We start from the raw sequence: 13225 nt of genomic DNA on the forward strand, positions 1-13225 counted from the left end.
TTTTGGGCGCGGCGGCAATTTTTGTCGCACCTGTCGGGCTGTTTATGGTTGTTATAACAATTGAGATCGTCATCAGGGAGATTCTCCTATGCAAAATGCTTCACTGGCCCAACGCGCCGGTCTGGCACTGCTTGCAGTGGTCGCGGTGATCGCAGTACTGATCTGGGGCTTAGGCTGGGATCAGCTGGTCGCACGTAAAGTCGATCTGCTCTATCTCGGGCAGCAACACCTCTTCTTAGTTTTCTGGTCAATGTTGTTCGCTCTGCTGGTTGGTATTCCCAGCGGCATCCTGCTCAGTCGCCCGTTTGCGCGTCGCTGGGCCGAGTATGTGATGCAGATTTTCAATGTGGGAAACACCCTGCCACCGCTTGCCGTGCTGGCGCTGGCGATGGTGATTCTCGGCATTGGCGATCGTCCGGCGCTGATTGCGCTGTTTCTGGCGTCGCTGCTGCCTATTGTCCGCAACACCTTCTCTGGTCTGAGCGCGGTGCCTCCTTCGCTGATTGAGGCCGCCAACGGTATCGGCATGACCAAATGGCAACGTCTGCGTCAGGTTGAGCTGCCCAATGCCATGCCAGTGATCCTTGCAGGCGTGCGCATCGCCACCGCCATCAACGTCGGTACCGCTCCACTGGCCTTCCTGATTGGTGCCAGCAGCTTTGGTGAGCTGATCTTCCCCGGTATTTATCTGAATGACTTCCCGACGCTGATTCTGGGCGCCGTTGCCACCGCGCTGGTGGCGCTGGTACTGGATATGATGCTGGCCGCGCTGGGCCGCTTTCTGAGTCCGCACGCTGCGGCCTGACCACAAGGAGCTTTGTAATGCTAACGAAGTGGATTAAGAAAAGCGTTGTCGCGCTGACCGCGACGCTTCTGCTAAGCCAGACGGCACAGGCTGCTGCCCCGCTGGTGATGGCAACCAAGAGTTTTACCGAGCAGCATATCCTGTCAGCGATGACGGTGCTGTGGCTGCAGAAGAAAGGCTTTGAGGTGGTCCCTAAACGTAATATCGCCACCACTATTGGTCGTAATGCGCTGCTGAATAAGCAGATTGATATGGTCTGGGAATATACCGGTACTTCACTGATCATCTTTAACCATATCAATCAGCCCATGTCTTCACAGCAGGCGTATGAGACGGTGAAAAGGCTGGATGCCAAACTGGGGCTGGTCTGGCTTAACCCGGCACCCATGAACAACACCTATGCCTTTGCCATGACCCGTAAACGGGCCGAGAAAGAAGGCATCAGCACCATGTCGCAGCTGGTTGCGAAGATTGAGCAGGTGCGGAAATCTGACCCGGATCATAACTGGCGTCTGGGGCTGGACCTGGAGTTCTCCGGTCGTTCTGACGGCATGAAGCCGCTGCAGAAGACCTATAACCTGGAACTCGACCGTCCGCAAATCCGCCAGATGGATCCGGGACTGGTCTACAACGCCATTCGCGACGGATTCGTGGATGCCGGACTGATCTACACCACCGATGGCCGGGTTAAAGGCTTCGACCTGAAAGTGCTGGAGGATGATAAACACTTCTTCCCGAGCTACAACGTGACGCCGGTTGTGCGTCAGGATGTGCTGGCGAGCCATCCTGGGCTGGATACCGCACTGAATCAGCTTTCTGCGCAGATCACCGATGAGGCGATCACGGAGCTGAACAAGCGGGTCGATATCGATCATGAGTCACCGGAAAAAGTGGCGCGTGACTTCCTTCAATCCAAAAACATGCTGTAAGGAGGCACTGTGGATACCCTTCACTACATCATGGATAACTGGAGCACCCTGCTCACCCTGAGCTGGCAGCACAGCTGGCTGGTGCTGGTGGCGGTCGGTCTGGCAATTGTGATTGGCGTACCGCTTGGCATTCTGATTGTACGCGTCAGATGGCTGGCAACGCCGATTCTCGGTATCGCCACCGTGGTGCTGACCATTCCTACCATTGCGCTGTTTGGTCTGATGATTCCGGTGTTTTCACTGATCGGTCAGGGCATCGGCGCGCTGCCGGCGATTACCGCCGTGTTCCTCTACTCGCTGCTGCCGATTGTGCGCAATACCCACACCGCGCTGGAGAATCTGCCGGACGGTCTGCGTGAAGCGGGTCGGGGCATCGGCATGACCTTCTGGCAGCGTCTGCGCTGGGTTGAAATCCCGATGGCGTTGCCAGTGATTTTCGGCGGCATCCGTACCGCCGTGGTGATGAACGTTGGCGTGATGGCGATTGCCGCCGTGATTGGCGCGGGCGGTCTGGGCCAGTTGCTGCTGGATGGTATCAGCGGTAGTGATATTCGTATGTTGATTGCCGGGGCATTGATGATTTGTCTGCTGGCTATTTTTCTTGACTGGCTGCTGCACCGTTTGCAGCAGGCGCTCACTCCAAAGGGGATTCGATAATGATTACGCTGGAAAACCTGACGAAAACCTTTACTCAGAAAAACGGCACCACCAATAAAGCCGTCGATAACGTCAGCCTGCATGTGCCAGCCGGTGAGATGTGTGTGCTGCTGGGGCCATCCGGCTGCGGTAAGACCACCACGCTGAAGATGATTAACCGTCTGATTCCCGCTACCAGCGGCCGGATCCTGATTAATGGTGAAGATACCAGCACCCAGGACACCACCACCCTGCGCCGCAACATCGGCTATGTTATCCAGCAGATAGGTCTGTTTCCCAACATGACCATCGAGGAGAACATTACCGTGGTGCCGCGCATGCTGGGCTGGAACAAGAAGCAGTGCCGTGAGCGGGCAACCGAGCTGATGAGCATGGTCGCGCTGGACCCGACCAAATTCCTGCATCGCTATCCGCGTGAGATGTCCGGTGGTCAGCAGCAGCGTATCGGCGTGATTCGTGCCCTGGCCGCGGACCCACCGGTGCTGCTGATGGATGAGCCGTTTGGTGCCGTTGACCCGATTAACCGAGAAGTGATCCAGAACGAATTTCTCGACATGCAGCGTCAGTTGAAGAAAACCGTGATGCTGGTGAGTCACGATATTGACGAAGCGCTGAAGCTGGGCGACCGCATCGCAGTATTTGGTCAGGGTAAGATCGTGCAGTGCGCCAGCCCGGATGAGTTGCTGGCCACTCCAGCCAATGATTTCGTTGGCTCGTTTGTCGGTCAGGACCGCACGCTTAAGCGTCTGTTACTGGTGCAGGCGGGCGACGTGACCGATCAGCAGCCGACCATCACCGTGCGCCGCTCGACCCCGCTGGATGAAGCTTTTGGCATGATGGATGATAACGACATGCGGTCGATTACCGTGGTCGATGAGGATGGCAAACCGCTGGGCTTCGTGAAACGTCGTGAGGCGCGTAACGCGAGTGGCCGTTGTGAAGAGAAGCTGCACACCTTTAAGGTGACCGGTAAAGCCGAAGAGAACCTTCGCGTGGTGCTGTCAAAACTCTATGAGCACAACACGGTCTGGATGCCGATTGTCGATGAAGAGGGTCGCTATAGCGGGGAGATTTCGCAGGATTATATTGCGGATTACCTCAGCTCGGGTCGAACCCGTCGTCGTCTGAATCCGTAATTTCGTCATAGTGATATAAGTCAGACAAAAAGGGCCACTCAGGCCCTTTTTTTCGAAGAATAACCCCAGCCTGGGTGAGGCTGACAGCAATACAAAATTTCAACCCGAAGGGAACATGGTCAGAGGAGGAAAGCGTCCCACGCCGGGACAGCGTAGCCCATCCCTGGCCCGCGATGCTTTGCTACAGGCGGATGCCCCCATCGCTTTGAATTTCTGAGCCGGCTGTCAGAGCAACTTCGGCCTTGTGCATTATCTAGCTTTCAGTCAGTGTTTCCGCCTCAACCTCTTCCACCGAAGGTGCCTCGTCTGGCAGTACCAGATTGAGCACAATAGCCAGAATGCCGCCGGTCGTCACCGCATGACCAAACAGACTATTAATCAGCGGCGGGAACTGCCTGAGCACCTCCGGCACCGCTTCCACGCCCAGACCAATCCCGAATGAAATGGCGACAATCAGCATCTCACGGCGGCCTAGCGGTGTCTGAGTCATCACCCGGATACCCGCAGCGACCACGCTGCCAAACATCACAATGGTTGCCCCGCCCAGCACTGAAGGCGGGATCTGCTGCAGCAGCGAGCCAACAAAGGGAAAGAGTCCCAGCAGCGCCAGCATAATTCCCAGCAGCATACCGACATAACGACTGGCGACGCCGGTCATCTGAATCACGCCATTATTCTGCGCAAAAGTGGTGTTAGGAAAGGCGGAGAACACCGCTGCCAGCACGCAGCTCAGGCCATCGGCGACGATGCCGCCCTGCAGCCGCTGCTGAAAAGGCTTGCCGGTGATCGGCTGCTGGGAAATCAGGCAGTTGGCGGTGAGATCGCCGACCGCTTCAATCACCGCGATGACGGATACCAGCGCAATCGGCAGGAAAATGGTCCAGTCAAAGGCGAAGCCAAACCGGAAGAAGGCAGGCAGCACCAGCCAGCTGCTCTCCGGCGCGACTTTCAGTTGCAGATGACCGGTTAAGGCTGCCGCAATACAGCCCACCGCGATGCCAGCCACTACCGCCACAAGCCGCGCCCAGCGATTACGCGAACGGTTTAGCGCCACGATCACCAGTAGCGTCAGCGCGCCCAGAGCCAGATTCCCCGGCGAGCCAAAATCGGTGGCGTTGTGACCGCCAGCCCAGTCGGTGATGCTCACTTTGATCAGACTGATGCCAATCAGGGTGATCACCGTGCCGGTCACGACCGGCGTCAGTACCTTGCGCAGCGAGCCAACGCAGCGGCTGATCAGAACCGGAATCAGAGCCGCCACCAGATTGCAGCCAAACAGCATCGCCATAATCTCTTCCGGCGAACCGCCGCGCCCTTTCACCATCAGGCCACCGGAGAGGATCACGCCCAGAAACGCGAAGCTGGTGCCCTGCAGGCAGATCATCCCCGCCCCGACGCCATAAAAGCGTCTGGCCTGCATAAAGGTGCCTAAGCCGGAGACGAACAGCGACATGCTGATCAGATAAGGAAGATAGGTTTGCAACCCCAGCACTGAACCAATGATCAGCGGTGGCGTGATGATGCCCACCACGCTGGCGAGCAGATGTTGCAGCGCAGCGAAAAATGCCGGGATGGGGCCAATGCGGGCTTCAAGCCCATATAACAAACCTTTCTCGTGTGAGTGCGACATGGTGGAACTCCAGCTCTGTGTGATAAGCGGAGTTAATGCATTTTCTGCGCCATACCGTCCCTCTTTCGCGTATTACGAGCCAGGCCGTTAAAATATAAGGGGAAATTTATACAGAGAGCCAGCGGCGAACCTGAAACTTTAGGCTCAACGCTGACTCAGATGACTTTTTTGTTTCATAATCAGGCGATCTTTGCACTCACAGCGTGCAGCGTGTCTGGCTCCAGCAGGGAAATATCGATGTAAGGCGTTAGATCACGCTGTTCTGCCCGCGGCAGATAAGGCAGTTCACCCAGCAGCGGCGCCCCGATTTTTTCGCGCAGGATTTCAATGATGTCGCTGTACTGTGCCAGTCCCGGATTAATGCGATTCGCGACCCAACCGACCAGCGGCAGTCCATCCAGGGCTATCGCTTCTGCCGTCAGCAGGGCGTGACTGATACAGCCCGACTGAATACCGACTACCAGTACCACCGGCAGTTGCTGCTCAACGACCCAGCAGGAGAGCGGACGGCCATCGTTCATCAGGCTCCGCCAGCCGCCGGTGCCCTCCACTACCACGCGATCGGCCTGCTGTGTCAGGCTGCTTAATCCGCGGGTCAGCAAACCATAATCGATGTTCTGCCCCGGATGGGTGCAGATCTCCTCTTCCTGGAAAACCAATGGATTGATCGCCTCATAGGGCAAGTCGATGGAGGAAGCGCTTTGCAGAACCTGTGCATCTTTGTTACGCAGGCCGTCAGCGGTTTTGACCGCACAGCGCGCGACGGGCTTGTAGCCGACTGCACTGAGTCGGGTCTGGATAAAACTTTGTAACAGGGCGCGTGACACCACCGTTTTCCCCACTGCGGTATCGGTACCGGTAACGAATAGTCTGTTCACTCAACTTCTCCTCTCAAACCGTTGCGGTTAATCGGTGATTAACCTTGCTGCGTAACGGCATTTTAAGGAATGGAGGATAAGAACGGATTGCGTTAGCGCAAGTTCAGGTCTGCTTAACCTTGCAACAGTTTCACTAACAGATGTCCGTTATAGAGCGCGTCTTTGATCAGCGCGGCACCGCCCAGCGTTCCCGGCTCGCTAAATTCAGTAGGTGCCAGCTGGATGCTCGCGCTGTAGGCGGGCAGTGACTGCTGCAGAATGGTGTTGCTCACAGCCGGAAACAGTACATCAGCGGCGGCATTAAGAGGGGAACCGATAAGAATATGTTGTGGATTGAAGATGTTGACCATCATCGCCAGAATCCGTCCAACGTGATGACCGACGCTGGCGATGGTATCGCGCGCCAGACGGTCGCCGGACTGCGCGGCCGCGCACAGTGACTCCAGCGTCAGCGGTTGATTATTAAGCAGACTGTCAGGCTGAGCAGGCAGACGTTGTGCCGCCAGCGCCAACAGGCTGCCGGTGCTGGCCACTGTCTCCAGACAACCATGGTTTCCGCAGTAGCACTGCTGACCATACGGATCGATCTGGGTATGGCCAATCTCGACCAGCGCCCTGCCACTTTTATGCAGCAGCTGACCGCCACTGATGACGCCAGCGCCCACAGTTTCATCAATCACGATCTGAATCACATCCTGTGCACCGCGTGAGGCGCCAAACAGCGACTCCGCCAGCGTCCAGGCTGAAATGTCATGCTGCACAAACACCGGTAAGCCGGTTCGCGCCGCCAGCGCATCGCCCAGCGGCATATCACGCACCTCGTAACCCGGCAACCGATGCACTACACCTGACGCGGCGTTGATCAGCCCCGGCAGCGTAATGGCAATCGCCGTGAGGCGTTCCAGCTTCTTTTGATGACGGATAAAGAAGGCATCAACCTGTTCAATCAGCGCGGTGAGTAACGGCTGCGAGGACTCATCAGGCAGCGGCAGGCTGTCTTCCACCAGCGCCCGGCTGCTGAGATCGCGCAGCGTAAAAGTCATTGCGCCGCGATGAAGACGGATCGCCAGATAGTGCCAGGCGTCAGTATCCAGTATCAGGCCTATCGCCGGACGGCCACGACTGCCGGGATCCTGATACTCGGTCTCCTGCACCAGATGCGCGTCGAGCATTTCACGCACAATTTTAGTAATGCTGGCCGGGGCGAGCTGGGCACGGCGGGAAAGTTCGATACGCGAAATGGGACCGTGACGGTCAATTAATCGATATACGACACCTGCATTGGTCTGCTTGATCTGGTCAATGTGGCCAGGTTGACTGTCCGGATTCACAACCCTGCTCCCGGTTATTTTCGCGCTTCTAAATAAACATGCGCCATGGTGAGGCAGATCAGGCGACAGCGTCAAATATTTGATTAAATATGTGATTTATCGCACAGATTGATGCGGTGAACCGGAAGCTTCAGGGCAGATTTTCCCGCAGCAACGCCATCATGTTCTCCATCTGGGCATTCATTTCGCGTCCGGCTGACCAGACCAGCCACAGCTCTGAAATGGCGTCCTCTTCCGTTAACGGCAGCCAGACCAGATCGGCCAGCCGCGCTCGCCGGAATGAGGCAGGCAGAATGGATACGCCCAGACCGGTTGCTACCAGCCCCAGGATGGTCATCGCTTCACCTACTTCCTGGGTGATATAGGGCTTGATGTGATAGCGGTGCAGCAGCGCCAGAATATCGCTGTAGAGCGCGGTTCCGCCCTGAGGATCGAAGAAGACAAAGGGTTCCGTCGCCAGGGCAGTTACAGAGATTTTGTCGGCGTCAGCCAGCGAATGCGCCTTATGCACCACAGCATAAAGCGGCTCGCTCAGCAGCAGCTGATGTCGCAGATCGGCTGGCAGCGGCGTGTTGCGCATTACGCCGAGATCGAGCCGTCCATCATGCAATGGTGCCAGCTGCTGGCGGGTATTGATCTCCTGCATCTGAATATGCACTTGCGGCCAGCGCTGACGAAAGCGGAACAGCGCATCGGAAACCACGGCGGTAAACGGAGCCGAAGAGGTAAAGCCGATCCGCAGCTCTCCCTCTTCACCACGATGCAACCGGGCCGCGCGATTGGCGGCCTGCTCAACCTGTAACAGAATCGCGCGGGCATCATTCAGCAACTGATGTCCGGCTGCGGTGAGCTGTACACTGCGGTTGGTACGGTTAAACAGCCTTGCGCCTGTCTCCGATTCCAGCTGAATAATCTGCTGGCTGAGCGGCGGCTGAGAAATGTTCAGCCGCTGGGCTGCACGCCCGAAATGTAACTCTTCTGCGACCGCAATAAAGTAGCACAGATGACGCAGCTCAATATTCATATTTAAAACGTCTTATTTGAGATTATTAATATATTAGACATCATAATGCCGCTTTCCTAAGCTGACGACAGGTTTTCTGACATAGAGGAAGATGTGTGAGTCGCTCAATACAGGCAACAGTGGATGAGGAAGCGGTGCCTGCCGCGTCTGAGTCCACTGCCGCTTCAGGTTATATCCGCCGGGGAACACCCAAATTTATGCGTGTGACGCTGGCCCTTTTCTCCGCCGGACTGGCAACCTTTGCCCTGCTCTACTGTGTGCAGCCGATTCTGCCGGTGCTCTCTCAGCAGTTTGGTGTTTCTCCTGCGACCAGCAGCCTGTCACTCTCCATCTCTACCGGCCTGATGGCGCTGGGCCTGCTGGTCACCGGTCCGCTCTCTGATGCTGTCGGGCGTAAATCGGTGATGGTGACCGCCCTGATGCTGGCCGCCATCTGCACGCTGATCTCGGCAACAATGACCAGCTGGCACGGCATTCTGATTATGCGGGGGCTGATGGGCCTGTCGCTCAGCGGTGTGGCGGCGGTGGGAATGACCTATCTCAGCGAAGAGATAGATGCGCGAGTCGTCGCCTTTTCGATGGGTTTGTATATCAGCGGTAATTCGATAGGCGGGATGAGCGGACGTCTGCTGAGCGGTGTGCTGACCGACCTTTTCTCCTGGCGGATCGCTGTGGCGGTGATCGGCTGTTTCTCGCTGGCCTCGGCACTGATGTTCTGGAAAATTCTGCCGGCATCGCGGCATTTCAGACCTATCACTCTGCGTCCGCGTAATTTGCTGATTAACTTCCGGCTGCACTGGCGTGATCCGGGCCTGCCATGGCTGTTTGCCGAAGGCTTCCTGCTGATGGGCGCCTTCGTCACTCTGTTCAATTACATTGGCTATCGCTTACTGGACGCGCCCTGGCATCTCAGTCAGGCCATGGTCGGGCTGTTGTCAGTGGTCTATCTCACCGGCTCCTGGAGTTCGCCTAAAGCGGGCGCGCTGACCAGCCGCCTCGGACGCGGACCAGTGATGCTGGGCGCAACGGCCATCATGTTGCTGGGTTTGCTGGCGACGGCCTTTAACTCCCTCTGGCTGATCCTGCCCGGGATGATGCTGTTTACCGCCGGTTTTTTTGCTGCACATGCGGTCGCCAGCGGCTGGATTGGCCCGCGTGCTCGCCGGGCGCGGGGCCAGGCCTCTTCACTCTATCTGTTCAGCTACTACGTGGGTTCCAGCGTGGCGGGCACACTGGGCGGGTTGTTCTGGCATAACTTTGGCTGGAGCGGGATTACGCTGTTTATCAGCATCCTGCTGATTCTGGCCCTGGCCGTTGCCTGGCGTCTGCACAGTAAAAAACTCTGACAACCTCTTCTTTCGCCAGGCCTGACCGGGCCTGGCGACGCATCACACTGAACATTTCATTCAGATCCACAAAAAACAAAACGCCTGTTTCCCGCTATAATCATTTTTATTGTAATAATTCATCTGCTTTGCCTTTTAACACGGCAACAAGGAACGCCTGTGGCTCTCTACTACTACGTCAATAAACAATCGGGATATAACAATAATCATGTGGTTCATGCGGCAGGGTGCCCCCATCTTCCCAACGTGGATAACAGGCTGTTTCTGGGCAGTTTTTATCACGTGAATGCCGCCATTCTGCAGGCAAAAAAATATTATGCAGGCGCAATCGGCTGTGAAAACTGCTGTCCGCTCAATAACACCGGACAGCAGGCCCCTCAGCTCAGTGTGGCCCTGAAGCACACTCAGACGCCGCGTTAAAACCATTGGGCAACGCAGTGGTGAAACGCTTCCCGCTGCGCTGTCCAGCCTCTTTCTGCGTAAAGGCAAACTCCTGCTGCGACTGAATCGCACTCGTCATCGCGCTCAATAATCTCAGGCTATCGCCCTGTAACAGGGCGTTAATAAAAATTCGGCATTAAAAGGCGTTTATAAGGTTTCTCTTCCCAGTTTATTTACTACAATAGCGGTTAATTTGTGACGCAGGTCACTTTCGCTGGGTGTTTCTGCGACATCCAAATTCGCTTTTCTGACTGACTTGACTCCTCATGCAATCAACAACTGTTTCACGTAAAACTGCCTGGCTACGCGTAGTATTGCTGGCTATCGCCGCCTTTGTGTTCAACACCACCGAATTTGTGCCGGTTGGCCTGCTATCCGATATCGCGGCGGACTTTTCTATGCCGACGGCGGATGTCGGGATCATGCTGACCATCTACGCCTGGGTGGTCGCACTGCTCTCGTTGCCACTGATGCTGCTGACGCGCAATGTTGAGCGACGACTGCTGCTGGGTGTGCTGTTCCTGATCTTTATCGTCAGCCACGGGCTTTCAACCGTCGCCTGGGATTTCCGGTCCCTGATGGTGTCCCGCGTGGGCATCGCCCTGTCTCACGCGGTGTTCTGGTCGATCACCGCCTCGCTGGCGATTCGCGTTGCGCCAGCCGGTAAAAAAACGCAGGCACTGAGTATGCTGGCGACGGGTACCGCGCTGGCAATGGTGCTCGGCGTGCCGATTGGCCGCGTGGTCGGTCAGTATCTGGGCTGGCGTACCACCTTCGGCGCGATTGGCCTTTCGGCGCTGGTGCTGATGATTATGCTGGTGCGGATCCTGCCGCGTCTGCCGAGTGAGCATACCGGCTCGCTGAGCAGTGTGCCGATGCTGTTCCGCCGTCCTGCGCTGGTTAGCATGTATCTGCTGGTGACGCTGGTGGTGACCGCACATTACACCGCTTACAGCTATATAGAACCGTTTATGCAGAACGTCGCTCATTCCAGTGGCAACTTCACGACCCTGCTGCTGCTGCTGTTTGGCTCAGCCGGTATTGTGGGCAGCGTGCTGTTCAGTACCCTCGGTAATAAATTCCCCTCCGGGCTGCTGATTGCCGCCATCGCGCTGATCACCCTGTGCATGGGACTGTTGATTTTTGCTGCCGTCCGACCTGCCGCTATTTCAACGCTGTGCATTTTCTGGGGCATGGCGATGATGATGATCGGACTGGGGATGCAGGTGCGGGTGTTATCGCTGGCACCGGATGCCACGGATGTGGCGATGTCGCTAATGTCTGGTATTTACAATATCGGTATTGGCGCGGGCGCGCTGCTGGGCAATCAGGTCAGTCTGCATCTGAGCATGGCGGAAGTCGGGAACGTCGGCGGGATGATTGGTCTGGTGGCGTTACTCTGGTGTGTTTACATCTTCCGTCGTTATCCCCAGTTGCGGAGCAACGGATAAGGCCGTGACTTAAGAATAAAAAAAGGCTTCAGATAAGTGGGTTTATCTGAAGCCTGTTTATGAATATTTATCGTGCTTTTACTTATATAGAACGGCTGTGCCATGCAGGTTGTTGCTGCCAGAGGTCGAAGTGATGCGGAAAGACTTTGCCCCGACATCGCTGGCCTTTTCTGACAGTTGCTGCTCCAGCGAGGTCAGATTAGTACTGCCCGTTGCGCTGATGACGCCGATTTTTTGCTGATCCAGTGGCGTGCTGCTGACCTGCTGGGCCGCCACGCTGGCAAATGAGAGGCCGCTAAGTACAGCCGCCGCCACCATCATGTTGATACGTTTCATAACGAACCCCTTCTCACTTTATCTGTTGAAAAACCACAATTACTGATAAATCACAGCCGTGCCGTGCAGTTTGTTCTGGCCGCTGGTTGAGGTGATGCGGAACGATTTCGCACCGGCTTCATCCGCTTTGGCACTTAGCTGTGATTCAAGGGAGGTCAGGTTGGTGCCGCCCTGTACAGAGATGGTGCCTACTGGCTGCTGATTAGAAGGTTCGCTGGTGACGAGGTCAGCGGCATAAGCGCCAAAAGTCAGGGTAGTCAGTGCCAGAGCTGCCAGGGTGGTTTTGATGGTTTTCATAATATTCTCTCTATTCCGTAATTGAATTCGGTTGGACTGAATCAGGTTGCCGCTATTTAATTAACGACCGTTAAACAAATGATAGACCCCGATGCGGCTTGTCGTCAATATTTATTTAATGAGCGTTATTTTAATCGCGAAGTGGCGTGATTATGGGCTTCACCCCCTTTTCAGACTTAACCATAGGGGCGGTTAGATTGCGCTGGCGCACAAAATGGCAACCCCTGCTGGCGACATCCATAGCGGCCCTTGCACATTTTTATAATGATCGGTAATTTAATAGGGTGTTTTACTGTCAGTGAGGGTGTATGAGTCAGGTTCAGGATTACGATGTTAAGAAATGCCGTGGCCGACCCAAAGTGTTCGATCGCGAAGCTGCGCTCGATAAAGCACTGACTCTGTTCTGGACACACGGTTATGAGGGCACCTCTTTGTCCGATCTTGTCGCCGCAACCGGTGCTAAAGCGCCGACCCTTTACGCAGAGTTTGTGAATAAAGAGGGGCTGTTTCGCGCGGCAATGGAGCGCTATGTGGAGAAGTTCAGCGCATGGCGTGAAGCGGCGTTAGGCGATGACCAGTTACCGGTGGATCGCGCGATTGAAGGCTATTTCCGCGCCACCGCAGCCTGTTTTACCGAACGCGACTCTCCCGGCGGTTGTTTCTTTATCTGCACCTCAACCGCCCTGTCGGCGGCGTCGAAAGAGATTGCCACCATGCTGCACCAGCAGCATCAGTCGCAGGAGCATGTATTAAGAGATTTTCTGCTGGCGCGTCAGCAGCGTGGCGAACTGAGTGCGTCCGTGAACATTCCGGCGCTGTCCCGATATCTGGGTTGTATGCTGCAGGGCATGTCGGTGCGGGCGCGTGAAGGTGTGGATCGAGACGATCTGGAGAGCATTATTGATACGCTGATGGCGATGTGGCCGACGCTGACCGGCCTGTGTCAGGCTAAGCGGTAGAGTAT

14 protein-coding genes are annotated in these 13225 nt (G+C 56.0%); 8 read left to right on the forward strand and 6 right to left on the reverse strand.

What is annotated here, in order from left to right:
- Positions 1-88: 88 nt before the first annotated feature.
- From AC2LB6_RS02930 to osmV, 4 genes are read left to right on the forward strand one after another with little or no spacing between them, the layout of a single operon-like run.
- Entirely contained in the window at positions 89-805 is a 717-nt protein-coding gene (locus AC2LB6_RS02930) for an ABC transporter permease (protein ID WP_490092383.1), read from the forward strand.
- Between the two features lie 17 nt (positions 806-822).
- Positions 823-1734, forward strand: a complete 912-nt coding sequence (locus tag AC2LB6_RS02935; protein WP_490092384.1) for a glycine betaine ABC transporter substrate-binding protein — start codon at positions 823-825, stop codon at positions 1732-1734.
- 9 nt (positions 1735-1743) lie between these two features.
- Positions 1744-2391, forward strand: a complete 648-nt coding sequence (osmW, locus tag AC2LB6_RS02940; protein ID WP_003853661.1) for an osmoprotectant ABC transporter permease OsmW — start codon at positions 1744-1746, stop codon at positions 2389-2391.
- Positions 2391-3527: an osmoprotectant ABC transporter ATP-binding protein OsmV gene (gene osmV / locus AC2LB6_RS02945; RefSeq protein ID WP_490092385.1), complete on the forward strand. Its 1137-nt coding sequence runs from the start codon at positions 2391-2393 to the stop codon at positions 3525-3527. Before osmW ends, osmV begins: the two co-directional genes overlap by 1 nt.
- A gap of 253 nt (positions 3528-3780) precedes the next feature.
- Here osmV and AC2LB6_RS02950 read toward each other — a convergent pair whose 3' ends face one another.
- From AC2LB6_RS02950 to AC2LB6_RS02965, 4 genes are all read right to left on the reverse strand, one after another.
- Entirely contained in the window at positions 3781-5157 is a 1377-nt protein-coding gene (locus tag AC2LB6_RS02950; RefSeq protein WP_490092386.1) for a nucleobase:cation symporter-2 family protein, read from the reverse strand.
- Positions 5158-5336: 179 nt separating this feature from the next.
- A complete protein-coding gene (gene bioD, locus AC2LB6_RS02955; protein WP_490092387.1) occupies positions 5337-6035 on the reverse strand; it encodes a dethiobiotin synthase in 699 nt (232 codons plus the stop codon).
- Positions 6036-6148: 113 nt separating this feature from the next.
- A complete protein-coding gene (gene mlc, locus AC2LB6_RS02960; protein ID WP_490092388.1) occupies positions 6149-7366 on the reverse strand; it encodes a sugar metabolism global transcriptional regulator Mlc in 1218 nt (405 codons plus the stop codon).
- Positions 7367-7496: 130 nt separating this feature from the next.
- Positions 7497-8390, reverse strand: coding sequence for a LysR family transcriptional regulator (locus AC2LB6_RS02965; RefSeq protein ID WP_490092389.1), 894 nt, complete (start codon positions 8388-8390; stop codon positions 7497-7499).
- Between the two features lie 95 nt (positions 8391-8485).
- Here AC2LB6_RS02965 and AC2LB6_RS02970 point away from each other — a divergent pair, with 95 nt between their 5' ends.
- The 3 genes from AC2LB6_RS02970 (at position 8486) to AC2LB6_RS02980 (ending at position 11628) form a co-directional block, all read left to right on the forward strand.
- Positions 8486-9736 (forward strand): MFS transporter, encoded by a 1251-nt coding sequence (locus AC2LB6_RS02970; RefSeq protein WP_490092390.1) that lies wholly within the window; start codon positions 8486-8488, stop codon positions 9734-9736.
- Positions 9737-9895: 159 nt separating this feature from the next.
- A complete protein-coding gene (locus AC2LB6_RS02975) occupies positions 9896-10156 on the forward strand; it encodes a hypothetical protein (RefSeq protein ID WP_490092391.1) in 261 nt (86 codons plus the stop codon).
- 287 nt (positions 10157-10443) lie between these two features.
- Positions 10444-11628 (forward strand): sugar transporter, encoded by a 1185-nt coding sequence (locus AC2LB6_RS02980; RefSeq protein WP_490092392.1) that lies wholly within the window; start codon positions 10444-10446, stop codon positions 11626-11628.
- 78 nt (positions 11629-11706) lie between these two features.
- Here the strand turns inward: AC2LB6_RS02980 and bhsA (AC2LB6_RS02985) are convergent, their stop codons facing one another.
- On the reverse strand, positions 11707-11964 hold the full coding sequence (gene bhsA, locus AC2LB6_RS02985; RefSeq protein WP_090960886.1) for a multiple stress resistance protein BhsA: 258 nt from the start codon (positions 11962-11964) through the stop codon (positions 11707-11709).
- 39 nt (positions 11965-12003) lie between these two features.
- Positions 12004-12261, reverse strand: a complete 258-nt coding sequence (gene bhsA / locus AC2LB6_RS02990) for a multiple stress resistance protein BhsA (RefSeq protein WP_003853680.1) — start codon at positions 12259-12261, stop codon at positions 12004-12006.
- A 308-nt stretch (positions 12262-12569) separates the two neighbouring features.
- Here bhsA (AC2LB6_RS02990) and AC2LB6_RS02995 point away from each other — a divergent pair, with 308 nt between their 5' ends.
- The gene (locus AC2LB6_RS02995; RefSeq protein ID WP_490092393.1) at positions 12570-13220 is read left to right on the forward strand and encodes a TetR/AcrR family transcriptional regulator; all 651 of its coding nucleotides are present in this window, start codon (positions 12570-12572) and stop codon (positions 13218-13220) included.
- The last annotated feature ends 5 nt before the right edge of the window (positions 13221-13225 follow it).

It is taken from the genome of Pantoea sp. RCC30.1 (assembly GCF_058148845.1).